23 protein-coding genes and 1 tRNA gene are annotated in these 23,524 nt (G+C 63.3%); 15 read left to right on the top strand and 9 right to left on the bottom strand.

Features of this window, described 5'->3' with window-relative positions; translation table 11 throughout:
- Positions 1–64: 64 nt before the first annotated feature.
- Positions 65–517 (top strand): hypothetical protein, encoded by a 453-nt coding sequence (locus FQU74_RS04435; RefSeq protein ID WP_146285213.1) that lies wholly within the window; start codon positions 65–67, stop codon positions 515–517.
- Positions 518–535: 18 nt separating this feature from the next.
- Here the strand turns inward: FQU74_RS04435 and rnd are convergent, their stop codons facing one another.
- Positions 536–1,699 carry a ribonuclease D gene (rnd, locus tag FQU74_RS04430; protein ID WP_146285212.1) on the bottom strand — a complete coding sequence of 388 codons (1,164 nt, stop codon included), beginning with the start codon at positions 1,697–1,699 and terminating at the stop codon, positions 536–538.
- Between the two features lie 118 nt (positions 1,700–1,817).
- Positions 1,818–2,927 carry an NADH:flavin oxidoreductase gene (locus FQU74_RS04425; RefSeq protein WP_146285211.1) on the bottom strand — a complete coding sequence of 370 codons (1,110 nt, stop codon included), beginning with the start codon at positions 2,925–2,927 and terminating at the stop codon, positions 1,818–1,820.
- Positions 2,928–3,026: 99 nt separating this feature from the next.
- Here FQU74_RS04425 and FQU74_RS04420 point away from each other — a divergent pair, with 99 nt between their 5' ends.
- Complete coding sequence (locus tag FQU74_RS04420; protein ID WP_229704324.1) at positions 3,027–3,449, top strand: winged helix-turn-helix transcriptional regulator; 423 nt, start codon at positions 3,027–3,029, stop codon at positions 3,447–3,449.
- Between the two features lie 63 nt (positions 3,450–3,512).
- Complete coding sequence (locus FQU74_RS04415) at positions 3,513–3,875, top strand: YbaN family protein (protein WP_146285210.1); 363 nt, start codon at positions 3,513–3,515, stop codon at positions 3,873–3,875.
- A gap of 7 nt (positions 3,876–3,882) precedes the next feature.
- On the opposite strand, the gene purN is transcribed toward FQU74_RS04415, so the two are convergent.
- Together purN and purM are read right to left on the bottom strand one after the other, a co-directional pair.
- Positions 3,883–4,470, bottom strand: coding sequence for a phosphoribosylglycinamide formyltransferase (gene purN / locus FQU74_RS04410; protein ID WP_146285209.1), 588 nt, complete (start codon positions 4,468–4,470; stop codon positions 3,883–3,885).
- The gene (gene purM, locus FQU74_RS04405) at positions 4,467–5,525 is read right to left on the bottom strand and encodes a phosphoribosylformylglycinamidine cyclo-ligase (protein ID WP_146285208.1); all 1,059 of its coding nucleotides are present in this window, start codon (positions 5,523–5,525) and stop codon (positions 4,467–4,469) included. The genes purN and purM overlap by 4 nt, the downstream gene beginning before the upstream one ends.
- Before the next feature lie 117 nt (positions 5,526–5,642).
- Between purM and FQU74_RS04400 the strand changes: the two genes are divergently transcribed.
- The 8 genes from FQU74_RS04400 to FQU74_RS04365 all read left to right on the top strand — a co-directional run bounded on the left by FQU74_RS04400 (position 5,643) and on the right by FQU74_RS04365 (position 11,653).
- Positions 5,643–5,715 (top strand) — tRNA-Ile (locus tag FQU74_RS04400).
- Between the two features lie 48 nt (positions 5,716–5,763).
- Positions 5,764–6,822 carry a dienelactone hydrolase family protein gene (locus FQU74_RS04395; protein ID WP_146285207.1) on the top strand — a complete coding sequence of 353 codons (1,059 nt, stop codon included), beginning with the start codon at positions 5,764–5,766 and terminating at the stop codon, positions 6,820–6,822.
- 79 nt (positions 6,823–6,901) lie between these two features.
- Entirely contained in the window at positions 6,902–7,642 is a 741-nt protein-coding gene (locus FQU74_RS04390; protein WP_146285206.1) for a FadR/GntR family transcriptional regulator, read from the top strand.
- Between the two features lie 71 nt (positions 7,643–7,713).
- Complete coding sequence (locus FQU74_RS04385; protein ID WP_146285205.1) at positions 7,714–8,028, top strand: cupin domain-containing protein; 315 nt, start codon at positions 7,714–7,716, stop codon at positions 8,026–8,028.
- Between the two features lie 122 nt (positions 8,029–8,150).
- Entirely contained in the window at positions 8,151–9,173 is a 1,023-nt protein-coding gene (locus FQU74_RS04380; protein WP_146285204.1) for an ABC transporter permease, read from the top strand.
- The gene (locus FQU74_RS04375; RefSeq protein WP_146285203.1) at positions 9,170–10,051 is read left to right on the top strand and encodes an ABC transporter permease; all 882 of its coding nucleotides are present in this window, start codon (positions 9,170–9,172) and stop codon (positions 10,049–10,051) included. The genes FQU74_RS04380 and FQU74_RS04375 overlap by 4 nt, the downstream gene beginning before the upstream one ends.
- A 4-nt stretch (positions 10,052–10,055) precedes the next feature.
- Entirely contained in the window at positions 10,056–10,895 is an 840-nt protein-coding gene (locus FQU74_RS04370) for an ABC transporter ATP-binding protein (protein ID WP_146285202.1), read from the top strand.
- Entirely contained in the window at positions 10,892–11,653 is a 762-nt protein-coding gene (locus FQU74_RS04365) for an ABC transporter ATP-binding protein (protein ID WP_146285201.1), read from the top strand. The genes FQU74_RS04370 and FQU74_RS04365 overlap by 4 nt, the downstream gene beginning before the upstream one ends.
- A gap of 154 nt (positions 11,654–11,807) precedes the next feature.
- On the opposite strand, the gene FQU74_RS04360 is transcribed toward FQU74_RS04365, so the two are convergent.
- The 3 genes from FQU74_RS04360 to FQU74_RS04350 form a co-directional block, all read right to left on the bottom strand.
- The gene (locus FQU74_RS04360) at positions 11,808–13,406 is read right to left on the bottom strand and encodes an ABC transporter substrate-binding protein (RefSeq protein ID WP_146285200.1); all 1,599 of its coding nucleotides are present in this window, start codon (positions 13,404–13,406) and stop codon (positions 11,808–11,810) included.
- An 87-nt stretch (positions 13,407–13,493) separates the two neighbouring features.
- On the bottom strand, positions 13,494–14,108 hold the full coding sequence (locus tag FQU74_RS04355) for an SGNH/GDSL hydrolase family protein (RefSeq protein WP_146285199.1): 615 nt from the start codon (positions 14,106–14,108) through the stop codon (positions 13,494–13,496).
- A gap of 16 nt (positions 14,109–14,124) precedes the next feature.
- Entirely contained in the window at positions 14,125–15,273 is a 1,149-nt protein-coding gene (locus FQU74_RS04350; protein ID WP_146285198.1) for a mandelate racemase family protein, read from the bottom strand.
- A gap of 211 nt (positions 15,274–15,484) precedes the next feature.
- Here FQU74_RS04350 and FQU74_RS04345 point away from each other — a divergent pair, with 211 nt between their 5' ends.
- Both FQU74_RS04345 and FQU74_RS04340 read left to right on the top strand, forming a co-directional pair.
- On the top strand, positions 15,485–16,978 hold the full coding sequence (locus FQU74_RS04345) for an FAD-binding domain-containing protein (protein ID WP_146285197.1): 1,494 nt from the start codon (positions 15,485–15,487) through the stop codon (positions 16,976–16,978).
- A 125-nt stretch (positions 16,979–17,103) separates the two neighbouring features.
- On the top strand, positions 17,104–19,266 hold the full coding sequence (locus FQU74_RS04340; protein WP_146285196.1) for a malate synthase G: 2,163 nt from the start codon (positions 17,104–17,106) through the stop codon (positions 19,264–19,266).
- Positions 19,267–19,340: 74 nt separating this feature from the next.
- Here the strand turns inward: FQU74_RS04340 and FQU74_RS04335 are convergent, their stop codons facing one another.
- A complete protein-coding gene (locus FQU74_RS04335; RefSeq protein ID WP_146285195.1) occupies positions 19,341–19,592 on the bottom strand; it encodes a BolA family protein in 252 nt (83 codons plus the stop codon).
- A 73-nt stretch (positions 19,593–19,665) separates the two neighbouring features.
- Here FQU74_RS04335 and FQU74_RS04330 point away from each other — a divergent pair, with 73 nt between their 5' ends.
- A complete protein-coding gene (locus tag FQU74_RS04330; protein WP_146285194.1) occupies positions 19,666–20,295 on the top strand; it encodes a J domain-containing protein in 630 nt (209 codons plus the stop codon).
- Positions 20,296–20,305: 10 nt separating this feature from the next.
- On the opposite strand, the gene FQU74_RS04325 is transcribed toward FQU74_RS04330, so the two are convergent.
- Complete coding sequence (locus tag FQU74_RS04325) at positions 20,306–21,991, bottom strand: glycosyltransferase family 4 protein (RefSeq protein ID WP_158635528.1); 1,686 nt, start codon at positions 21,989–21,991, stop codon at positions 20,306–20,308.
- 358 nt (positions 21,992–22,349) lie between these two features.
- On the opposite strand from FQU74_RS04325, the gene cobS reads away from it, so the two are divergent.
- Entirely contained in the window at positions 22,350–23,336 is a 987-nt protein-coding gene (cobS, locus tag FQU74_RS04320) for a cobaltochelatase subunit CobS (RefSeq protein ID WP_146285192.1), read from the top strand.
- Positions 23,337–23,524 lie beyond the last annotated feature (188 nt).

The raw sequence follows: 23,524 nt of genomic DNA, 5'->3' as shown, positions 1-23,524 counted from the left end.
CCGCGGCATGCGCTAGCCAAGGGTGAAAGCCTCGCCAGGGTTACGGGGCCAAAAGGGAATGGGCATGAGATTTTCGCTGCTTGCGGCACTTTCGCTGGTGATGTTGGTTTCGGCCTGCGGGACGCGGCTCAATCCGTTCAACTGGTTCGGTGGCGCCGAAGCCTCGCCGCCCGCCGATACGCAGCAATTGCCGTCCAAGGCAGACCCACGCCTTCTTGCCCTTCAGATCACCGAATTGAAGGTGGAGCCCATGCCCGGCGGCGCCATTGTCCGTGCGACCGCCGTGATGGAAAGCCAGGGATGGTGGCAGGCCGAGCTTGTGGCGCTTGAGGACGAGCCCGTGGACGGCGCGATGGTCTATGAGTTCCGCGTCTTCCCGCCACAGCGGCAGACCCGCGTCTCGACGCCGCAATCGCGTCAGGTGACAGCTGCGGTTTTCCTGTCGGATATCCGCCTTTCTACAATCCGGTCAATCACCGTTCAGGGCCAGACCAACGGACTGACCAGCCGCCGCTAAACCCGCGGCGGCCTTTGGTCAGGCGGTTCGGACGACCCGCACCTCGTTGCCCCGAGCGGTCAGCGCGATCTCGCCCCGGCAGAGCCGCAGTGCATCTTCGCCAAAGGCCTCAAACCGCCAGCCATGCAGCGCGGGCACGTCACGTTCGCCTGCGGCAATCGCGTCAAGCTCGCCTGCTGATGCGATCAGCTTGGCCGCCACCCCCAGACTTTCGGATTTGGCTTTCAAGAGCACCCGCAGCAGATCGGCCAGCGCGGGGTTGACTTGCAACTGTTCGCGCGTGAGGTCGGGCTTCGGCATGTCCTCGGGGCGCATTTCCAGCCCCGCCTGAACCGCCGACAGAATTCCATCCGCAATGTCGCCCTTGCGCCCCTCACGCAAGAGCAGGCGCGACCGGCCCAGTTCCTCGTGATTGGTGGGGCGCGTCGAGGCGATCTCGAGCAGCGCATCATCCTTCATCACGCGGCTGCGCGGCACGTTGTTCGACTGCGCGTATTCCTCGCGGAACTGCGCCAGCGCCTTGACCACCGCCAGAAACCGGCCCGAGGTCGTGCGGGTCTTGACCCGCAGCCACGCCTCTTCCGGGCGCACGGTATAGGTTTCGGGGTCGGTCAGCAGTTTCAGCTCTTCCGCGACCCATGCCTCGCGCCCGGATTTGGCGATCTGCCGCGCGAGGCTTTCGTAGACCAGCCGCAGATGCGTCACATCAGCCAGCGCATATTCCTTCTGCGCGTCCGACAAGGGGCGGCGCGACCAGTCGGTAAAGCGCGAGGTCTTGTCGAGGCTTTCCTTGGCAATCTTCTTGACCAGCGTCTCATAGCCGGCCTGTTCACCGTAGCCGCAGACCATGGCCGCGACCTGCGTATCAAACAGCGGGTCCGGAAAGACCCCGCCTTCGACAAAGAAGATCTCAAGATCCTGCCGCGCGGCGTGGAACACCTTGACCGTCGCCTTGTGGCGGAAGAGGTCGTAGAGCGGTTCGAGCGACAGTGCCTCTCCGCCCTCGATGGGGTCGACCAGCACGCCTTCGCCCGTCTTCCCGGGAAGGGCCATCTGGATCAGGCACAGTTTCGACCAATAGGTTCGCTCGCGCAGGAACTCGGTATCGATCGTGACATAGGGTTCCGATTTGGCGGCAGCGCAGAAGGCAGCCAGCTCTTCGGTCGTGGTAATGGTGCGCATGGGCGTCTTTCGGTGCGTGTCGCGGGGGCATCCCGCAAATCCGCTATAAAAGCCGACATGGAACAAGGGAACCGTTTTCAAGGGGTGCAGGGCAGGATTTCCCTACCCTGCATCCATTTTACACAAGTTCAGCCAGATCCTTGGCCGCAAAGCCCTTCAGTCGGTCGGTTTCACCTTCGCGCACATGGCGCACCCATGCGGGATCAGAGATAAGCGCCCGGCCCACCGCGATCAGGTCAAACTCCTCGCGCTCCATCCGCGCGACCAGCTTGTCAAGCGGCGTGGCACCGGCGCCCTCGCCCCGGAAGGCCGCGAAGAACTCGCCCGCAAGGCCGACGGAACCGACGGAGATCGTGGGAGCGCCTGTCACTTTCTTGACCCAACCCGCGAAATTGAGGCCCTCTTCGCCGTCAAGCTCGGGGAACTCCGCCTCCCAGAACCGGCGCTGCGAGGCGTGGATGATATCGACCCCGGCCTCGACCAGTGGATCAAGCCATTCGCCCAGTTCCGCCGGGTTGGCAGCCAGCTTGACGCTGTAGTCCTGCTGCTTCCACTGGCTGACACGCAGGATCAGCGGGTAATCGGGGCCAAGAGCGGCACGTGTGGCCTTGACGACCTCGGCCGCAAACCGGGCGCGCTCCTTGATCGTGGCGCCACCCCAGCGATCATCGCGCAGGTTGGTGCCGCCCCAGAAGAATTGATCGATCAGATAGCCATGGGCACCGTGCAACTCGACCACGTCGAACCCCAGGCCCTTGGCGGCTTGGGCAGCACGGGCAAAGGCCGAGATCGTGTCGGCGATATCCTCGTCGGTCATCGCGACGCCGCGGGGATCACCGGGACCGACAAGCGCAGACGGGCTCTCGACGGGCGCATCGGGCTGCCAGTCACCGGCGCGGGTGCTGCCGGTGTGCCAGATCTGCGGCCCCATCTTGCCACCTGCCGCATGCACGGCGTCGATCACACCTTTCCAACCGGCAAGCGCGGCATCGCCGTGAAAGAACGGAATTCCCGGAAGATTGCGCGAGGCCGGACGGTCGATCACCGTGCCCTCGGACAGGATAAGCCCCACGCCACCTTCGGCGCGGCGGCGGTAATAATCGGCCTGCTTTGTCCCCGGAACCCCACCTTCCGCCATGGCCCGCGTCATCGGCGCCATCACGATACGATTGGCAAGGGTCAGCCCTTTCAGCGCAAAGGGACGAAACAGCACATCGGTCGAAGTCATATTCTTGCTCCTGTTCAAACCGTGCCGGAACAGGTATACATTGGAAACTTGGTGTCAATCAGGCACCTTTGCGACACCAGGTTACCTTGAGGTTACCGCATGAACGACATGAGACCCGCACCCGAGCCTGCCGCGCATGTCTGCCTGCCCGGCCATTTCTCGGCCCAGTGCCCATCGCGCGAGCTGTTTGACCAGATCGCCGACAAATGGTCGATGATGGTGCTGACCGTTCTGGACAGAGGTCCACAAAGATTCAATGCAATCAAGAAGATGCTTGAAGGCGTGTCGCAAAAATCCTTGACGCAGACGCTGCGCCGGCTTGAACGGAACGGCCTGATCCATCGCCGCGTTCTGGCCACTTCGCCCGTCGCGGTGGAGTATGAGATGAGCGCGCTTGGCCAGACACTTTTGCCGCCATTCCGCACGCTCTACCGTTGGACCAAGGACAATATCGCCGCAGTAGAGGCAGCCCGCTATGCATTTGATGCAAGCCTCGGACATGCGGCGAATGGCGATGTTTGACGCGCAGGCCGCCCGGACTAGGTTATGCCGGGTGACCGATTCCCGTGAACGGAGACCTTGCTGATGCGCCCCTTGTGGCTTGCGGCCGGCGCACTGTCAGCCGGGATCGGGTTGATCGGCATCGTTGTGCCGCTTTTGCCAACGACACCCTTGATGATCCTGGCTGCGGCCTGCTTTGCCCGTTCATCACCTCGGTTGCACGACTGGCTCTGGAACCACCGGGTATTTGGCCCGGCGATCCGTGACTGGCGCCAGTACCGGGCCATCTCGCCCTTTGCCAAGCGCGCTTCGGTAGGCGCGATGGTAGCAGCCTTTGGGATAAGTGTGCTTCTGGGCCTGAAACTCTGGGCACTGCTGTTGCAGGCGATGGTGTTGACCGTCATGGGCGGATGGATCCTTACCCGCCCCTCTGGCCCCCCTAAATAGTTGGCAACTAGAGATAGACCGTCGTCCGGTCGCCCGCCGCATAGCGGCGCAATACTTCCGGATAGAGTCGATGCTCTTGCACCAGCACACGACCTGCCAGTGCATCCGCAGTATCACCCGGCAAGACCGGCACACGCGCCTGCCCCAGAATCGGACCGTCATCCAGCACGGCCGTCACTTCGTGCACCGTGCAGCCGGCCTCTGCATCGCCTGCCTCGATTGCGCGTTGATGGGTATGCAGACCGGGGTACTTGGGCAGAAGCGAGGGGTGGATGTTCAGCATCCGCCCTTCAAATCGCTCCACAAAGGCAGGGGTCAGCACGCGCATGAAGCCCGCAAGGCACAGGATATCCGGCTCGGCCGCCTCGATATGGCTCAGAAGTGCCGCCTCAAACGCGGCGCGGTCGCGGCCGAACTGGCGATGATCGACGGCCGCCGTCGCGATGCCGTGCGCCGCCGCCTTGGTCAGCCCACCGGCCGCAGGATCATTCGAGGCGACAAGAACCGGACGGGCCGGGTGATCCCCGGTCATCGAGTTCACCAGCGCCACCATGTTCGAGCCACCCCCCGAAATCAGGATGGCGACGCGTTTCACAGCAGGCGGCCCTTGTAGATCACGCCATCGCCCGGCACCACGCGGCCAAGGCGGGTCACGGTTTCGCCCTCGGCCCGGAACAGTGCCTCGATCGCGTCAGCACGGTCTGCGGCAACCACGGCGATCATGCCGATGCCGCAGTTGAAGGTCTTCAGCAGCTCCGGCTCGGACATGCCGGCGGTCTCGGCCAGCCAGCGGAACACCGGGGGCAGTTGCCAGGACGACAGGTCAATCTCGCAGGCCAGCCCCTCGGGGATCACGCGCGGGGGGTTCTCGGTCAGCCCGCCCCCGGTGATGTGGGCCAGCGCATGCACCCCACCCGCCCGAACGGCCTTCAGCGCCTGCTTTACGTAGAGCCGCGTCGGCGCAAGCAGCGCCTGACCCAGCGCGCCATCGCTGAACGGCGAAGGCGCGTCCCAGCCAAGGCCCGAAAGCTCGACCACCTTGCGCACGAAGGAATAGCCGTTCGAATGCACCCCGTTCGAGGCGAGCCCGATCAGCACATCGCCTTCCTGCACGCCAGCAGGAAGATCGCTGCCGCGCTCCATCGCGCCCACCGCAAAGCCCGCGAGGTCGAAATCTCCCTTGTGATACATGCCCGGCATCTCGGCGGTCTCACCCCCGATCAGCGCACAGCCTGACTGGACACAGCCCTCGGCGATGCCTTCGATGATGCGGGTGGCCTGATCGACCTCCAACTTGCCGGTCGCGAAATAGTCGAGGAAGAACAGCGGCTCTGCTCCTTGGCAGACCAGATCGTTCACGCACATTGCGACCAGATCAATGCCGATCGTGTCCACATTGCCGGTGTCGATTGCGATACGCAGCTTGGTGCCGACGCCGTCGGTCGCACCAACAAGAATCGGGTCGTTGTAGCCCGCAGCCTTCAGGTCGAAAAGCGCGCCGAACCCGCCAAGGCCGGACATTGTACCCGGACGGTTGGTCCGCTTGGCCGCAGGCTTGATCCGATCCACCAGCGCGTTGCCTGCATCGATATCCACGCCCGCATCGGCATAGGTCAGTCCCGTGGTCGGGCCGTTCTTCGGCGTGGTCATCTGGCGCTCTCCGGTATGTGGCGGAATTCGCGCCCGCATAGACGATATTGCCCGCACAGGCAACGCCCCGCGCTTGACCGCGCCCATCAACCCGCCTAAGCCTGTCGACGCCGGTCCGGGCCTGTAGCTCAATGGTTAGAGCAGGGCGCTCATAACGCCTTGGTTGGGGGTTCGAGTCCCTCCGGGCCTACCGGTCTTCCGGCACCTGCCGGTGCAACGCCCTTCCCCCGGACTGAGGATGCGTGAACCACAGATCACCCCCGACAATCTGGTGCCTGCCCTGCTGGAGCATGCCCGGAGGCGCGGTTTTCTCGCGGGCTGGCGGCCAGACGCCGATCCTGCCGGATGGCGCGAGGCGGGTCGGCAAATTCTGCGCGACCTTGCGCTACCGGATCTTCCGGAGCCGCCGATCACCAAAGAGGTGTTCACAGAGGTTCCCGTCGCAGGTGGCGTCGTTCAGGAGATCGCGCTCGATTTCGGCTCGGGCCTGATTGCCCCCGCGCTGCTGGCCCTTCCGGATACCACGGGGCCGCATCCCGCCGTTCTCGCCCTTCATGACCACGGGTCAGAGTTTGCAATCGGCAAGGAGAAATGCTTGCCATGCACAGCCCCGAACCCGGTGGCCGAGGCCTGGGCGCAGCGTTTTTTCGGCGCGCGACCCTACGGGGCCGAGTTGCTGCGCCGGGGTTTTGCGGTGCTCTCGGTCGATGCGCTTGGCTGGGGTGGCCGCGCGGGCAATGGCTATGCGGCGCAACAGGCTCTGGCCGCCAACCTGATGCAAATCGGCCTGTCGCCCGCGAGCATCATGGCCTGGGAGGACTGCCGCGCCGCAGACTGGCTTGCAACACACCCGTCCGTCGACGCCCAACGCATCGCTGCAGTCGGATTTTCTCTCGGCGGCTTTCGGGCTTGGCAAACGGCAGCGCTGTCACGGCATATCGCGGCCACCGTCTCGATCAGCTGGATGGCAAGCCTGCCAGGCCTGATGACGCCCGAGAACAACCAGACGCGAGGGCAATCGGCCTTCTGGATGACACACCCCCTGCTGGCACGCTACCTCGACCTGCCTGACATCGCGGCACTGTCCGCCCCAAGACCCCTCTGGTCAGAGGTCGGCCTTGCGGACCATCTGTTCCCCGCACCGGCGGTCGAGTCCGCTTACACGAGGCTTTCCGAAGTGTGGCAAGCGTTTGGAGCTGCGGACCGCCTGGCCTTGCACCGTCCTGACTGCGGTCACAGCTTTCTTCCTGACCGTCAGACCGCAGCCTTCGACTGGCTTGAACGTCAACTGCGCTGATCGCTTGCAGGTGGGGCCGCATAGCGATACCACTCTTGCAAGGACGCCAAGATGTCGGACAGACCGGCAGGAGAGCAAGATGATTGACGCAGCCAAGGTTTTGCCCACCCGGTCCGAGGATTCGCTTGTCGATCGGATCGCAAACAGCCTGCGGCGCGATCTTGAAGCGGGCGTGTTCCGTGCCGGAGACAAATTGCCCAGCGAGAACGAGCTGACGCGTCTGCATTCGGTCAGCCGCGCCGTCGTTCGTGAAGCGATCGCCGCCTTGCGCGCTGACGGGTTGGTTGAGGCGCGCAAGGGTGCCGGCGTCTTCGCGCTGGATCTTTCGGCCCGACCCACGCGACCATTTGATGATCTGACAACCGCGCGTATCTCGTCGGTCATCGAACTGCTTGAGTTGCGGACGGTGTTCGAGATAGAGGCCGCAGCCCTTGCCGCAGCACGTCGGTCCCCTGCCCAGCTGGAGGCAATCATCGACGCACATCACCGCGTCGTCGACTGCCTGCGCGCCGATGAACCCACCCGCGACGCGGATTTCGAGTTTCACATGGCCATTGCCGAGGCCACGCAGAACCGCCGCTTTCCTGAGTTTCTGACCCTGATTCGATCAGGGATCATCCCGCGCGGCGAACTGCAGGGCGCCGCCCCCGGCGCAAGGCCGAAGGACTATAACCTTCACCTGCAACAGGAACACAGTCAGATCCTTGATGCCATCATGGAAGGTGACGCCGAGGCCGCGCGTGACCGCATGAGAGAGCACCTGCGCGGCAGCCTTGAACGCTACAAGGCCCTGCTTCGGGTCGGGCGATCCACGACCTGACGGCAAGCCGTCTTGTCAGACAGGATTGAACTGGATATGTGATGACCAGAGTTTAATCTGGAGGCCAGGCCATGTCCCTTCCCACCTTTCCCGTACGCACCCCCGACACTGGCGTCCAGCGCCAGGTGCTCGCCGAGTCACCCGAGCTGATGGTCGTGTCGTTTCGCTTTGAAACCGGCGCAAACGGCAAGTTGCACAGCCATCCGCACGTGCAATCGACCTATGTGGCAAGGGGCAAGTTCCGCTTTTTCCGCGATGGAGTGGCCCATGACCTGCAAGCCGGTGACAGCCTGGTGATTCCATCGGGCATCGAACACGGCTGTGAATGCCTTGAGGCCGGTGAACTGATCGACTGCTTCACGCCGCGCCGCGACGATTTCCTGTAAGAAAGCGCTGTCAGGCCATCCCCGGCTTGACAGCAACACGCAAACTTGTCAGACAGGTATAAGTATCTGTCAGCCTGTACGACCTTCGATAGCGTGGAACAGGCGAGACCGGGGGAGGAACCATGTCAATCAGCCGAATGCGCCTGCGTGGCGCCCTTGGGCAGGCCGGCACCATTGCGGTTACACTGCTGGGGCTTTTGCTGCTCACCTTCGTTATCGGGCGTATGATGCCTGCCGATCCGGTGCGCGCCATTGTGGGCGAGGAAGCCTCACCCGAGATCTACCAGCAAGTGTTCCAGCAACTCGGCCTTGATCGCCCGCTTTGGGAGCAATTCCTGCGCTATCTGGGCGATGTCCTGACAGGCGATTTCGGCACCTCGATCCGTACAGGCAAGCCGGTGATCGAGGATATCCTGCATGTCATGCCCGCCACGATCGAGCTTGCCACCTTTGCCATCCTGATCGGCGCGGGGCTGGGCATCCCGCTGGGCGTTACGGCGGCGGTCAACAAGGACCGTTGGCCGGACCATCTGGTGCGGGTGTTCAGCCTGTTTGGTCATTCGATGCCGATCTTCTGGACAGGGATGATCGCGCTGATCGTTTTTTATGCCCATCTGGGTTGGGTCGGCGGATCGGGGCGGATGAGCCAGTTCTACATTGGCATGGTCCCGGACGTGACTGGCTTTCTGCTGATCGACAGCCTGATTGCCGGCGAGATGGACGTTTTCGCCAGCGCCGTGAACCACCTGATCCTGCCTGCTGCCCTGCTGGGATATTCCTCCTCGGCCTATATCACCCGGATGACCCGCAGCTTCATGCTGGATCAACTGGGGCAGGAGTATATGGTCACCGCCCGCGTCAAAGGCCTGTCGCGGCGGCAGACCATCTGGCGGCACGCCTTTGGCAACATCCGCGTGCAACTGGTGACGATCATCGCGCTGGCCTATGGCGGCCTTCTTGAAGGCGCGGTGCTGATCGAGACGGTCTTCGCCTGGCCGGGCTTTGGCCAGTACCTGACCAACAACCTGATCATCGGAGACATGAACGCCGTGATGACCTGCGTTCTGATCGTGGGCGTGATCTTCATCGCGCTGAACCTGCTCTCTGATCTTCTTTATCGCTTGTTCGATCCGAGGACAAAATGACCGCGCTGCCCGCATCCCGCCTGCCTGCGCCGCTTCTGGCCGCGCGCAACATCCTGACATTTCTCCTTCGCTCGCCAACCTCGGCCTTTGGCCTTCTGGTGTTGTCGATCCTGATCCTCACCGCAGCCTTCGCGCCATGGATCGCCACGCATGACCCCTATGCGCAAGACCTCAACAACGTGCTTCAGGCACCGGGCAACGGCCATCTGTTCGGCGCGGATGAGTTGGGGCGGGACATATTTTCGCGCCTTGTCTGGGGCGCGCGGATCACGCTGACCATCATCTTCCTCGTGTCGATTGTCGTAGGCCCCATCGGACTGATCGTCGGCACCACCTCGGGCTATCTTGGCGGGCGCATTGATACGGTAATGATGCGGATCACCGACATCTTTCTGTCCTTTCCCTCGCTGATCCTGTCGCTGGCCTTTGTCGCGGCGCTCGGCCCAAGCCTGAACAACGCAATCATCGCCATCGGCCTGACCGCCTGGCCCCCGATCGCCCGCCTTGCGCGCGCCGAGACGATGACCTTCCGCAAGGCCGACTACATTGCCGCCGCGCGTCTGCAAGGCGCCTCGCCCCTGCGGATCATCGTCAAGTCGATCATGCCGATGTGCCTGCCCTCGGTGCTGATCCGGCTTACGCTGAACATGGCAACCGTGATCCTGACTGCAGCCGGGCTTGGCTTTCTGGGGCTCGGCGCGCAGCCGCCCCTGCCCGAATGGGGCGCGATGATCGCCACCGGGCGGCGCTACATGATCGACAGCTGGTGGCTTGTGACCTTCCCCGGCCTTTCGATCCTTTGTGTCAGCCTTGCCTTCAACCTTCTGGGCGATGGCTTGCGCGACGCGCTGGACCCCAAGCAGATGAACCGCAGGTAAGCCGATGGAAAACCCCATTCTCGAGGTCAAGAACCTTTGCATCCGCTACAATGGCGCCCCCACCGATGCCGTGCGCGACGTGAGCTTCACGCTCGGGCGCGAACGGCTTGGTATCGTGGGTGAAAGCGGGTCGGGCAAATCGACCGTAGGCCGGGCGCTGCTGCGGCTCTTGCCCTCGGCGCAGGTGACGGCCGAGAAACTCCGGTTCGAGGATCTCGACCTGCTCAACCTTTCCGAGGCGCAGATGCTCAAGGTGCGCGGGCGGCGGATGTCGATGATCCTGCAGGACCCGAAGTTCAGCCTGAACCCCATTCAACGCGTGGGCCATCAGGTGGCCGAGACGCTGCTGCGGCACTTTCCGGTGTCGAAGTCAGACGCACGCGTCAAGACGCTTGAGATGCTTGCGGCGGTAAAAATCCGCGACCCGGAGCGCGTGCATGACCTTTACCCCCACGAGATTTCGGGCGGCATGGGCCAGCGCGTGATGATCGCAATGATGCTTTTGGCCGATCCCGATCTGGTCATCGCGGACGAGCCGACATCGGCGCTGGATGTGACGGTGCGTCTGCAGGTTCTGAACATCCTCGACGGGCTGGTGCGCGATCGCGGCATTGGCCTCATCATGATCTCGCATGACCTTAATCTTGTCCGCAATTTCTGCGACCGGGTGCTGATCATGTATGCCGGTCGCGTGGTGGAGACGCTGAATGCGCGCGACATGGACCACGCGCAACACCCCTACACCCGCGGCCTTCTGGCCGCACAGCCGCGCATCGGCGGATCGCGCGCACCGCTGGCTGTGCTTGACCGTCGCCCGGAATGGAAAGAGGAGGCCCGGACATGACCGCATCAGTCGCTATCCAAGACCTGTCGATCAGCTTTGGCCACGGGCCGGATGCTGTCAAGGTGCTGCCCGGCGTCAGCTTCTCGGTCAAGCCGGGCGAGTGCTTCGGGCTTGTCGGCGAAAGCGGTTCGGGCAAGTCGACTGTGCTGCGCTGTGTTTCGATGCTGACCGACTTCTGGACCGGCAAGGTGGAGATCGGCGGCCGTAATGTGCGCGACGTGCCGCTGAAGGACCGCTGCCGTCTGCTGCAGATGGTGTTCCAGGACCCCTACGGTTCGCTCCACCCGCGCCAATCGGTGCGCACCGTGCTGGCCGAGCCGCTGCGCATCCATGGCCTTGACGACCGTGAGGCGCGGATGCGCCGCGCGCTGACCGATGTGGGCCTGCCCGTCGAGTTCCTCGACCGCTTCCCCCATCAACTCTCGGGCGGGCAGCGGCAGCGGGTGGCCATTGCGCGCGCGCTGATCCTTGAACCTGCGGTCCTGCTGCTGGATGAGCCGACCTCGGCGCTTGATGTCTCGGTTCAGGCAGAGATCCTGAACCTGCTCGCCCGACTGCGGGAAGAGCGTGGCTTCACCTATATCATGGTGACGCATGATCTGGCCGTGGTTGACCATATGTGTGACCGTTTCGCAGTGATGCTGCACGGTGAGATCACCGAGATCCTGCCGCGCGAGGCGATCGCCGGGAATGGCGCAACCCATCCTTACGCGCGGCAACTGATCGCCGCCTCGCTGGAATACGAAGGGCAGATCTGACCTCTGCCCCACCGCAACCGAAAGGGCCGTGCCGAAAGGCGCGGCCCTTTCCGTTTGTCCCGCCCCTGGGCTCGCGTGACGCACAAAGGCGAACGGGCGCATCTTGCGATGCGCCCGTCCCTTGGCCGATCCGTGGAGGGTGTGGAGGAATGGATCAGCGGGTCTTGGTCACGCCTTCAAACCGCGACACCCAGGGGCTGACGATCATGCCCTGAACATCCGACTGGTAGGCGGCGGTATCGACAACCTCCGAGAACGGCAGGATCGACATGACGGATTGGTCCATATAGACCTGAATTTCCTCATAAAGCTTGGCCTGCTTGGCCGGATCCTGCTCAAGCAGCGCAGCCTCGATCATCTCGTTCAGCTTCGGGTCGTAATAGCTGGTGCGCCAACCCTGATAGTTGGTGAGCTTCGCCTCATCGCTATTGTCGGGGTTGTAGGCCAGCGCGCGCAGATTGCTGTCGGCATGGGGTTGCTGACCGCCGCCGCCGCGCCCGACGAGCAGTTCAAAGTTCCGCTCGCGCATCGCGCCATAGATCTGGTCGCCCGAGCCGGTGATCAGCTCTGCCTCGATACCGGCCTGCGCCAGCGTGTTCTGGATCGCGGTCGCGGCCTTCATGAAGGGATCTTCCGACAGAACCCGCAGCGTGGTCTTGAACCCGTCGGGGTAACCTGCTTCGGCCAACAGCGCCTTGGCCTGTTCCACATCCAGCTTATACCCCGGATCGGGCAGCAGACCCGCAACGCCGGTCGACAGCGGCCGTTGGTGCAGCTTGCCGTAATAGGGCATGACGGCCTTGTTGATACCCTCGTAGTCGATCAGCAGCCGCAGCGCAGCACGCACCTTCGGATTGGCAAAGCGTTCATCCTTCATCGACACGGACAGGTAGTAAAAACCTGAACCCGGCGCAGAGGCGACGGTGATCTTTTCACTGCCTTCCAGCGACTGCAGATCGGGGGCCTGCATCGAATAGGCCACGTCGATATCGCCCTGCTCCAGCATCAGTCGCTGCGATTGCGATTCCGGCAGGTGGCGCATCAGCACGCGGTTCATCGCAGGGGCTGGCCCCCAGTAATTGTCATTGCGCGTGAGGATGATGTATTCGTTCGACGCCCATTGCGTCAGCGTGAACGGTCCCGATCCGGCCGAGTTCAGGGTCAACCAGTCAGCCCCCAGATCACCGTCCTTTTCATGCTCGAGCACGGTCTTTGTATCGAGTATCGAGCCCGGCCCGCTTTGTGCAAGCACCATCAGGATCAGGTTCGGGTCATCGGGTTTCGGCAGGTTCATCACAAAAGTGTGGTCATCCTCTGCCACGAACAGTGTAGGCGCCGCATCGGCCGTGAAGCCGCGCGACTTCAGGAATGATGCCTGCGCAAGGTTCAGCTTCATCAGGCGCTGCAGGCTCCAGGCGACATCCTGCGCCGTCACCGGATTGCCCGAGGCGAATTTCGCATCCTGCCGCAGCTTGAAGCGGATCGACATACGGTCGGGCGCCACCTCCCAGCTTTCGGCAATGCGGGGCTGGATCGAACGATCCTCGGGCGACAGGATCACCAGCGTGTCATAGATGTTGTTCAGCACCTGTACCGTCTCGCGCCCGGTAATCGTCGCGGGATCAAGCGTCAGAATGTTGCTCATGCTCGTTGCGACGATCAGCTGATCCGCCGGGGTTTCCGCAATGGCCCCCATCGGAGCTGCCCCGATCAGCAATGCGCCAAGCGCGACCGATGCCAGAAAGCGTTTCATGTGTCCTCCCATCCAGTGCCGCGTCAAGGGCGCGCGGCTCGCCTCGAAGCCAACATGTCCGGCATGTGGCGTATCTGCGCTATCCTGTCAGGCAAGAAGCTGCAAAACAGGGCCAATCAGGGCGCGGCCAATCGCCGCTGTATTCTCGGCATCCAGATGCACGCCATCGGCCGCACTGCAGTGTGCGACGGTGCCGGCATCAAAGAAGGCGCAGTCCAGTTCGGTGGCGAGACTGCGATAGAGCAGCGCCAATAGCTCTGATTCAGAAACAATCCGGCCGCCCGCGGCATTCGGGCCGCAGGCCGGCGGTGCGACGATCAGCAATCGGGGTTTCGCGCTGCGTGGCTTGTAGGGAAAAAGCTCAACGATCTCTGCCAGGCGACGAATACCCGCCTGCGCCGTCACGGCCCGCCCCCCATGCACCGCCTTCAGATCATTGGTACCCAGCATCAGAATGACCAGATCGAGCGGCATATGTGCAGACAGGGCAACCGGCAGCGCCTTGGCCCCGTTCCGGCATGCGGCCCCCGCATCGTCGTCACGGCAGGTGGTGCGACCGCCCACCCCGTCTGCATGGACGCGCGCACCATCCAGCCCCGCCCCAAGCACGCGCGGCCATTGCCCGCTCTCAGGATGGCGCAGGCCGGTGACCGGATCGGCACCCCATGTCAGACTGTCACCAAACGCAAGAATCTGTTTCATTTCGAGCGCCTTGCTTTCATCCTACGCGGTTGTTCTCGATGAAATCAAAGTCGATGTCCTCGCCCAGACCGGGGCGGTCAGGCACATGGACAAAGCCATCCCGATCCATCGGGTCCGAGAGTGATTTCAGATAGTCGTGGCCGTCGTCGTACTCGAGGAACGGGTGCAGAAGCCCGCGCTCATACCAGCGGCAATTCTTGGAAGCGGCCACCACATGCAGGTTCATGGCCGTATTGCCATGCACTTCGCAGTCCATGCCAAAGGCCTCGGCCATACGCATGGTCTTGATCGCCGGGGTGATGCCGCCCACGTCGTTTACCCCGGTCCGCAGAATATCGCAGGCACCTTGACGCACCCATTCGGCGCGGTGCCAATGCTTTCCAGCCGCACTCTCCGGCCCGATCACGGGGATATCGAGATTGTCGGCCAGCCATTTGTAGGACGACATGGATTGTTCATCCATTGGCTCTTCAATCCAGTCAAAGCCAAGTTTTTCAAGCCCTCGCCCCAGTTCCAGCGCGTCGGTGCGGGTGTACCAGTGGAACGCATCGATCATCAGGCGGATATCCGGCCCAACCGCCTCGCGCACCGCAGCACAGGCCTTGAGATCCATTTTCACGTCCGGTGCCCAGCTGACAGGTGGCATCCAGGTGTGCAACTTGATGCCCTTGTAGCCGCGCTTCACCAGGGTTTCGGCGAAGCGGCCATAGTCCTCGGGTGTCGCCAGCCCCCCTTCCAGCTCGTCCCCGCACATGATGCTGCCATAGGCCAGAACCTTGTCACGGTAGGCGCCAATCAGTTTGTGAACAGGCTGACCAAGACTGCGCCCTGCCAGATCCCAAAGCGCGCAATCCACCACGGCGAGTGTGCGATCAGTCAGTTGCGCTGCGGAGCCGCGCTGCCAGTGCGCCAGATCGTGCCACAGACGCTCGCGATCCCTATGATCTTGCCCAATCAGAACTTTCTTGACGAACTTATCGATCACATGCGGCCGGACAATCTCGGGCGCGGTGAAGGAATGACCTTCGTGGCCATCCTCAGAGCGGAGTGTCAGCATGGCCTGCTGCACCTGGTGCGCAGGTCCGGGGTGGGCATGACCCGCGCTGTCTGAATGGCGGCGCGTGGTCGTGCGGAAGACCCGCACCTCGACATCGGTAATGATCATGCACTCTCCCCCTGCATTCCAGGCACCGGCATCGGGATTCGTCCGGCCCCGAAAGTTTGATAGCGCCATGTCAGGCATAAAGTCAATACTTGTATGACAGGTTGATCACCCTGCAAGTCATCACCGGCGGCGGTTCGCGAACTTTGGTCTTGGCAACCCGGCTTTCGGCCACATCTTTACTTTCATCACTGGGCCAACCAATAAATGTTCCATGAATGTTCTTATCTGGATGAAGCGCGACCTGCGCACCGAAGATCACCCTGCGCTGGCCCTTGCCGCCACGCGTGGACGGGTTCTGCCGGTCTATATTGCCGAACCGGAGTATTGGCGCCTGCCCGATACATCGGGCCGCCAATGGGCGTTCGTCGCAAGCTCGCTTGCCGCCTTGCGCGGCGACCTCGCACAGCGCGGCCTGCCCCTGGTGGTCCGCACCGGGGACGCCGTCGAGGTGCTGGACCGGCTTTGTCGCACCTATGGAATCAGTGAAATCGTCAGCCATGAGGAAACCGGCAACCTGTGGACCTATGCGCGGGATCGGCGGGTCGGGGCTTGGGCACGCGGCCGGGGCATCCGCTGGACCGAGGTCCCTCAATCCGGCGTGGTCCGGCGGCTTGCCGAGCGCGATGGCTGGGCTGCCCGGCGCGATGCCTTCATGGCCGCCGATCCCGTCCAGCCGCAGGGCCTTTCACCGGTGCCCGGCGTTGAGCCGGGCGCAATCCCGACTGCGCGATCACTCGGCCTTGCGGACGATCCATGCCCGCACATGCAAGCCGGCGGACGTGCCCGTGCGCTGGCCTGCCTCGACAGCTTCCTGACCCATCGCGGGGCACCCTATCGCAGCGCCATGTCCTCGCCATTGACGGCAGAGCGCGCCTGCTCGCGGCTCTCTCCGCACATCGCGCTCGGTACGGTGTCTGTGCGCGAGGTCGTGCAGGCCACCGCGCGAAGGCAAGCCGAACGCCTGCCAGCCCCGTGGGGACCAAGCCTGAGCAGCTTTCAGTCGCGGCTCGCATGGCGCGACCACTTCATGCAGAAGCTGGAGGACGATCCCGAAATCGAGTGCCATGCCCTGCACGTGGCGGCAGACAGCCTGCGCGACAGCGATGCCGCGCGCCTGCATGCCTGGACCCTGGGCGAGACCGGCATTCCCTTTCTCGACGCCTGCATGCGCTATCTGCGCGCGACGGGCTGGCTGAATTTCAGGATGCGGGCGATGGTCATGGCCTGTGCCTCCTATCACCTCTGGCTTGATTGGCGGCAGTCTGGCGCGGTTCTGGCGCGTCTTTTTACCGACTATGAGCCCGGCATCCATTGGCCGCAGGTGCAGATGCAGTCGGGCGTCACCGCGATAAACCGGCCGCGCATCTACAATCCGGTGAAGCAGGGGCTGGATCAGGACCCGACCGGCGCCTTCATCCGCCGTTGGCTGCCCGAACTGGCCGAGGTTCCCGAGACCCATCTGCACGCCCCTTGGCGCTGGTCGGGCGCAGCCCGTCTGTTGGGGAGGCGCTACCCCGAACCGATCGTCGACGTGGCCGCCGCAGCGCGTGCCGCGCGCGAGACGATCTATGGCCTGCGCCGCGCCCCCGGATTCGCCGAAGAGCGGGCCGAGGTGTTGGAACGACACGGCAGCCGGATGCCGCCGCGCAGCCGCACGGGAACACGTGGCAAGTCCAGCTCCGCACAGTTAAGCCTCGATCTCTAGAGGCGGCGCCGAGCCTACGCTCAGCAAGGTTTTTTCCAGCAGCGGCGCAAGATAGCTGGGCGCGAGCCGTTGCCAGACCTGACATTTTTTCGCATCCTCGCCCGATATCACATCAGGAGTTCGCGATGGCCGAGCGTTTGGACAGAAACGGGTTGCAGGTTGACGCACGGCTTGTCGCGTTTGTCGAGGGACAGGCCCTTCCCGGCTCTGGTGTCAGCGCCGGGAACTTCTGGAAGGGCCTCGCCGAGGCAGTGTCCGTCTTTGGCCCCAAGAACCGCGATCTTCTGGCCCGGCGCGAGGCCTTGCAGAGCGCGATTGACGACTGGTTCAAGGCACGCCGTGGCCAGCCCTTCGACGCCGCCGCGCATGAGGCCTTCCTGCGCGAGATCGGCTACATCCAGCCCGAGGGGCCGGATTTTCAGGTGTCCACGACAAACGTGGACCCCGAGATTGCCACCATCCCCGGCCCGCAACTGGTGGTCCCTGTGATGAATGCGCGATACGCGCTGAACGCCGCGAATGCGCGGTGGGGCAGCCTGTATGACGCTCTCTATGGCACGGATGCGCTTGGCGATGCGCCCAAGGGTGGCGCCTATGATCCGGCACGTGGACAGCGCGTGATCGATTGGGCGCGCAGATTTCTCGACGACGCCGTGCCGCTGGCCGGGGCAAGCTGGCGCGATGCGCGCAGCTTTGCGGTTGATGGCGGCGCACTGGTGGTGCGTCTGGCATCGGGCAGCACCGGCCTTGCGGGCCCCTCGCAGTTCGCCGGTTATTTCGGTGCGGCCACCGCCCCCAGCCAGTTCGTGCTGCGCAACAACGGATTGCACATCGAAGTGCTGATCGACGCCACGTCGCAGATCGGGGCGACCGACCCGGCGCATATCTCGGACGTCTGGCTGGAATCGGCCATGTCGGCCATCATGGATTGCGAGGATTCGGTGGCCGCAGTCGATGCCGAGGACAAGGTTCTGGCCTATGGAAACTGGCTGGGGCTAATGAAGGGCGACCTGACCGAAGAGGTCAGCAAGGGTGGCAAGAGCTTTACGCGCAAGCTGAACCCCGACTTCACCTATACCGGCGCCGATGGACAGCCGCTGACCCTGAAATGCCGCTCGCTGATGCTTGTGCGCAATGTCGGTCACCTGATGACCAACCCGGCGATCCTCGACACCGAAGGGCGTGAGATCGGCGAGGGGATCATGGATGCCTTTGTCACCACGCTCTGCGCCATGCACGACCTGAAGAAAGCCAGCGGCCCGCGCAACTCGGCCGCAGGATCGGTCTATGTGGTGAAGCCCAAGATGCACGGCCCCGAGGAAGTGGCCTTTGCCGTCGAGATTTTCGACAAGGTCGAGGATACGCTGGGCCTGCCGCGCAATACCGTGAAGCTGGGCATCATGGATGAAGAGCGTCGGACATCGGTGAACCTCAAGGAATGCATCCGTGCGGCGCGCGAACGGGTGGCCTTCATCAACACCGGCTTCCTTGATCGGACTGGCGACGAGATCCACACCTCGATCGAGGCCGGGCCGATGATCCGGAAGGGCGACATGAAGTCCTCGGCCTGGATCAAGAGCTATGAGGACCGCAACGTCGATATCGGTCTTGCCTGCGGATTGCAGGGCCGGGCGCAGATCGGCAAGGGCATGTGGGCGGCGCCTGATCTGATGGCCGCGATGCTGGACCAGAAGATTGCGCATCCCAAGGCGGGTGCGAATTGCGCATGGGTGCCCTCGCCCACCGCCGCTACGCTGCATGCAACGCACTACCACAAGGTCGATGTGCTGGCACGGCAGGCCGAGATCGCGGCGGGCGGCGCGCGCGGCACCCTACGCGACCTGCTGACCGTGCCGGTGGCACAGGGGCAGAACTGGTCGGCCGACGAAATCCGCGCCGAAGTGGAGAACAACGCCCAAGGCATTCTGGGCTATGTCGTCCGTTGGGTGGATCAGGGCGTCGGCTGTTCAAAGGTGCCGGACATTCATGATGTGGGCCTGATGGAAGACCGCGCGACCTGCCGCATCTCAAGCCAGGCGCTGGCAAACTGGTTGCTGCATGGGGTCGTCACCGAAGATGAGGTAATGCAGGCCATGCGCAAGATGGCGGCGGTCGTCGATCGCCAGAATGCGGGCGATCCGGCCTATCGCCCGATGGCCCCCGGTTTTGACGGCCCGGCTTTCCTTGCGGCGTGTGATCTGGTGTTCAAGGGCCGCATCCAGCCCTCGGGCTATACCGAGCCCGTGCTGCATGCGCGCAGGCTTGAAACAAAGGCACTTTTCGGCTGACCGTGGACGGGGGGCTGTCTGCCCCCCCGCACCCCCCGAGGATATTTTCAAAAGGAAAGACGCAGGACCGGGTATTAACCGATGTCCAGCGACAGCGCATGGATGCGTGTGGTCAGATCGCCGAGCGCCTGATGAACGGCACGGTGGCGGGCGATGCGGGTCATTGACGCAAGGCTTGGCGCGCGGATGGTCACGTTGAAATGCGTCTCGCCGCCTTCGCGCCAGCCGCCATGGCCACGGTGTTTTTCGCTATCATCCTGAATCTGCAAGACATCCGGGGCAAAGGCCGCGGTCAGCCGTGCATGTATTTCATCCCTGATCGCCATTTTCCGACGTTGCCCCCTTCACGTTGCCGCACAATCACCTAAACTTGGCGCCCCGAGTCGGAAAGGCCTACCCATGCAGAAACCCCCGTTCGAATTCGACATTCGCGTCTCTTCTGACAAGAAGAAGCGCAAGACAGGTCGGCGGGGTATGTCCGGGGCCTTCGAGTCCTCGCAAAAGCCCTGCGACTTTCCGGATTGCTCGGCGCCGGGCCTCTATCGTGCGCCAAAGTCGCCGGACCAGCTGGATGACTTTTTCTGGTTCTGCAAGGATCACGTCCGCGAATACAACCTGCGCTGGAACTTCTTTGAAGGGGCCACGGACGACGAGTTCCAGAAGTTTCTGGACAAGGCCCGTGTGTGGGAGCGCGAAACCAAGCCATTCAGCCAGAAGGATGACGGCCGGGCCTGGGCGCGGCTTGGCGTGAACGATCCCATGCAGCTTCTGGGGGAAAAGGCCACACAGAACCCCGGCAAGGTTCAAAGCACCGTCACCCGCAAGCTGCCATCGACCGAGCGCAAGGCGCTGGAGATCCTCGATGCGCGCGACACCTGGACGCGCACCGAAATCCGCAAGCAATACAAGAGTCTGGTCAAGGACCTGCACCCCGACATGAACGGCGGCAACCGCGAGGACGAAGAGCGCCTGCAAGAGGTTGTCTGGGCGTGGGAGCAGATCCGCGAGAGCCGGCACTTCCGCGACTGACGCGGGCCGGTCAGGCCCGCCGGGCAAACCCGTACTTCAAGAGCCAGATCAGCGCCCGGTCCGTCGAGATCGGGTTCATTCCCGTACGCGCCTCAAGTCCTGCGCGGTCGATTCCTGCGGCGCCGGCTGCGAGGATCGCATCATGGACAGCGGCCAGCGTAGTCGTCGCTTCGACCTGCCGCCCCGTCGAGGTATAGTCCCGCAACGCCAGCGTTTCTGCCAATGTCAGCGTCGGCGCCAACGCACCGGGGATGAACCGTTCGCCCTCCAACCCGCCGCGTCGGGTGGGATAGGTCGCAAACATCGCAAATGGCGAGGGTCCGACCGGAATGGCAGCACGCGCCATCGCGGGCTCGGCTGAAAGCGCCGCCTTGCGTCGCACCGAAAGTTCTTGCCAGAGATCCTGCATCTGCGGGATGACCTGCGACCAGTCATACACCGCCCGCGCCCGCCGAGCACCGGCCGCGCCCATGCGTGCGCGCAGGTCGGGGTTCAGGGCCAGCATCTGGATCGCCCCGGTCAGCGCGACCATGTCAATCTCGGTCATGGCCGAGGCCTGCCCGCAATACTGCAGATAGGTGTCGACGCCGGTCAGGTGACGAAAGGACTCCTGCTCGGCATGGGCAGCGCCGAGTGTCCGGGTGGCGACACGCAACCCCACATCGGCCGTCACCGTATCGCGCAAGCCATCCCAGTCAGACACGAGCACCGGCACCCCCGCAGCCATCGCCTCGATCGGGGCAAGACCGAAGGTTTCCTGAATATTGTCGATGGCAAAGACGAAAACATCCGCCCCCGACAGAGCCGCCTTTCGGTCGGCCGCACTCTCCCCGTCAAGCAGGTGGAAGCCCACGTCAGGCATCAGCTTCGCCGCGCCTTGTTCAAAGATCTTGCGGGAATAGTCGTCGCGAAAGATCCCGCAGAATGCGACTGCAAGACGCGCACCCCTTGGCATTCTCCGCTGCGCGGCCTGCATGGCGATATAAAGCGGCAGGGGGTCGAACTTCTCATGCGGGGTCAGCCGCGCGATTGTGGTGAAGAGCACGTCCTTCGGCCCGAGCCCGAGCCGCTCGCGAAGCGCAGCCCCTGCGGCCGGATCGGGTGCAAAAGCATCGCAATGCACGCCCAGCGGGATCACCGGTAACTGCGGCCTCGGCGGGCGGGCACCGTGAAAGCGCCGCTCATGAAAGCTGTCGATCAACTCGAACTGGTGCAGCACCGATGCCAGAACCGCGCGCGAGGTGCAGATGACCGCATCCCACTCGGCCTGCGCACTTGCGCGAAGGTCATAAAACCCCTGCATCACCCCTTTGGTCGAGATCGTATGGGTAATCCCGCAGATCGACCATGCCGCCTGCCCCGTTGGCGCCCGCCGCCAGGTCTCGGCCGCGAAATTCGGGCTTGGATAGAAGAGCGTCCCCAATGACGCGATCTGTTGGGGCTGACGCGCCAGAAGGTGGCGCACGGGCATGCCTGCTCGTTCCTCGGATGCCAGTCGATCGAACAGCGGCTGATCGGCCGAGGTTGTCGCCAGCGACACAAACTCGTCGACCTCGGCGTGGCGGAAGAAGCCACGGATGAAGCTTTCCCCTGCCACGCGGCGCCCGTTGATGCCCTTGGCCGCAGGATCGTAGCCATCGGCGGCGAAATAGATCGCCGCATTGCGCGCAGAGTCATGTCTGGGACGTTTCGTCATGTGCTGGGTATCCGGGGCCAGGACGCAAGTGGCAAGATGCGGTCTGCCGTTGGGGGTTTGAAACCGGATCGTCCTGACAAAGAGGGCGTCCACAGCGCCATGTTCGACACCCTGCTCACCCTGATCAAGCCGCTTTCCTGAAACCCGGTTTCCGCCAGCAAATTCCGTGGCCGACGTTGGACAGACGCTAGCGCTGCGCCTGCATGCGGTCCACCGATTTCTGAAAGGCGCAAGGGCCGTTTGCCCGACTGCGCCATCGATGGGCGGCACGCAGGTCCCCTGCCCCTTGCAGCCCCCCGCGATATGATCCACAAACCTTTGGAACGAACCGCGCCCGAAGTGGGTGCCCGATGCGATGATGGCGGACGATATGCTGGATCTGACTGCGAAACCCACGGAAGAAATCTCGGTCCGCGATGTGTTCGGCATCGACACCGACATGAAGGTCAAGGCCTTTGCCGAGCGTAGCGAACGCGTGCCGGAAATTGACTCGACCTACAAGTTTGACCCGGACACGACGCTCGCGATCCTTGCAGGCTTTGCCTACAACCGCCGCGTAATGATCCAGGGCTATCACGGCACGGGCAAGTCGACCCATATCGAACAGGTGGCCGCGCGCCTGAACTGGCCCTGCGTTCGGGTGAACCTCGATAGCCACATCAGCCGGATCGACCTGATCGGAAAGGACGCGATCAAGCTGCGCGACGGCAAGCAGGTGACCGAGTTCCATCCCGGCATCCTGCCCTGGGCGTTGAAGAACCCCGTCGCCATCGTGTTTGACGAATATGATGCCGGTCGCGCCGATGTGATGTTCGTGATCCAGCGCGTGCTGGAGCATGACGGAAAGCTCACGCTGCTTGATCAGAACGAGATCATCACCCCGCACCCCTACTTCCGGCTTTTCGCCACCGCAAACACCGTGGGCCTTGGCGATACGACGGGCCTTTATCACGGCGTGCAGCAGATCAACCAGGCGCAGATGGACCGCTGGAGCCTTGTCGCCACGCTGAACTACCTCTCGCATGACGCCGAGGCGGCGATCGTTCTGTCCAAGAACCCGCATTACAACACCGAAAAAGGCCGCAAGACCATCAACCAGATGGTCACGGTGGCCGACCTGACGCGGACGGCCTTCATGAACGGAGACCTCTCGACCGTGATGTCGCCCAGGACCGTGATCAACTGGGCCCAGAACGCCGAGATCTTCCGCAATGTAGGCTATGCCTTCCGTCTGTCGTTCCTGAACAAGTGCGACGAGCTGGAGCGCCAGACAGTGGCTGAATTCTACCAGCGCTGCTTCGGCGAAGAACTGCCTGAAAGCGCCGCCTCGATGGCGATGAAGTGATCGCCGCAGGGGGGCAGTCTGCCCCCCTCGGCCTGCGGCCTCACCCCCCGAGGATATTTCCGAAAAGAAGAACGCCGCTTGATTTCTTCTTTCTCCAAGTATCCTCGGGGGGAGCTTCCCGCAGGGAAGCGTGGGGGGCAGACAGCCCCCCGTGCGGCGAAGAAACCTGACGCTCTGCCCCGGAGCCC

Source organism: Gemmobacter aquaticus, from assembly GCF_007859075.1.
Lineage (GTDB): Bacteria > Pseudomonadota > Alphaproteobacteria > Rhodobacterales > Rhodobacteraceae > Gemmobacter > Gemmobacter aquaticus.
Note: the sequence above shows the minus strand (reverse complement) of the source record. Positions and strands in the feature narration are given on the sequence as shown.

Coding starts and splice junctions, on each gene's coding strand:
- FQU74_RS04435 (WP_146285213.1), top strand. CDS start 65: ATGAGATTTTCGCTGCTTGCGGCACTTTCGCTGGTGATGTTGGTTTCG.
- rnd (WP_146285212.1), bottom strand. CDS start 1,699: ATGCGCACCATTACCACGACCGAAGAGCTGGCTGCCTTCTGCGCTGCC.
- FQU74_RS04425 (WP_146285211.1), bottom strand. CDS start 2,927: ATGACTTCGACCGATGTGCTGTTTCGTCCCTTTGCGCTGAAAGGGCTG.
- FQU74_RS04420 (WP_229704324.1), top strand. CDS start 3,027: ATGAACGACATGAGACCCGCACCCGAGCCTGCCGCGCATGTCTGCCTG.
- FQU74_RS04415 (WP_146285210.1), top strand. CDS start 3,513: ATGCGCCCCTTGTGGCTTGCGGCCGGCGCACTGTCAGCCGGGATCGGG.
- purM (WP_146285208.1), bottom strand. CDS start 5,525: ATGACCACGCCGAAGAACGGCCCGACCACGGGACTGACCTATGCCGAT.
- FQU74_RS04395 (WP_146285207.1), top strand. CDS start 5,764: ATGCGTGAACCACAGATCACCCCCGACAATCTGGTGCCTGCCCTGCTG.
- FQU74_RS04390 (WP_146285206.1), top strand. CDS start 6,902: ATGATTGACGCAGCCAAGGTTTTGCCCACCCGGTCCGAGGATTCGCTT.
- FQU74_RS04385 (WP_146285205.1), top strand. CDS start 7,714: ATGTCCCTTCCCACCTTTCCCGTACGCACCCCCGACACTGGCGTCCAG.
- FQU74_RS04380 (WP_146285204.1), top strand. CDS start 8,151: ATGTCAATCAGCCGAATGCGCCTGCGTGGCGCCCTTGGGCAGGCCGGC.
- FQU74_RS04375 (WP_146285203.1), top strand. CDS start 9,170: ATGACCGCGCTGCCCGCATCCCGCCTGCCTGCGCCGCTTCTGGCCGCG.
- FQU74_RS04370 (WP_146285202.1), top strand. CDS start 10,056: ATGGAAAACCCCATTCTCGAGGTCAAGAACCTTTGCATCCGCTACAAT.
- FQU74_RS04365 (WP_146285201.1), top strand. CDS start 10,892: ATGACCGCATCAGTCGCTATCCAAGACCTGTCGATCAGCTTTGGCCAC.
- FQU74_RS04360 (WP_146285200.1), bottom strand. CDS start 13,406: ATGAAACGCTTTCTGGCATCGGTCGCGCTTGGCGCATTGCTGATCGGG.
- FQU74_RS04355 (WP_146285199.1), bottom strand. CDS start 14,108: ATGAAACAGATTCTTGCGTTTGGTGACAGTCTGACATGGGGTGCCGAT.
- FQU74_RS04350 (WP_146285198.1), bottom strand. CDS start 15,273: ATGATCATTACCGATGTCGAGGTGCGGGTCTTCCGCACGACCACGCGC.
- FQU74_RS04345 (WP_146285197.1), top strand. CDS start 15,485: ATGAATGTTCTTATCTGGATGAAGCGCGACCTGCGCACCGAAGATCAC.
- FQU74_RS04340 (WP_146285196.1), top strand. CDS start 17,104: ATGGCCGAGCGTTTGGACAGAAACGGGTTGCAGGTTGACGCACGGCTT.
- FQU74_RS04335 (WP_146285195.1), bottom strand. CDS start 19,592: ATGGCGATCAGGGATGAAATACATGCACGGCTGACCGCGGCCTTTGCC.
- FQU74_RS04330 (WP_146285194.1), top strand. CDS start 19,666: ATGCAGAAACCCCCGTTCGAATTCGACATTCGCGTCTCTTCTGACAAG.
- FQU74_RS04325 (WP_158635528.1), bottom strand. CDS start 21,991: ATGACGAAACGTCCCAGACATGACTCTGCGCGCAATGCGGCGATCTAT.
- cobS (WP_146285192.1), top strand. CDS start 22,350: ATGGCGGACGATATGCTGGATCTGACTGCGAAACCCACGGAAGAAATC.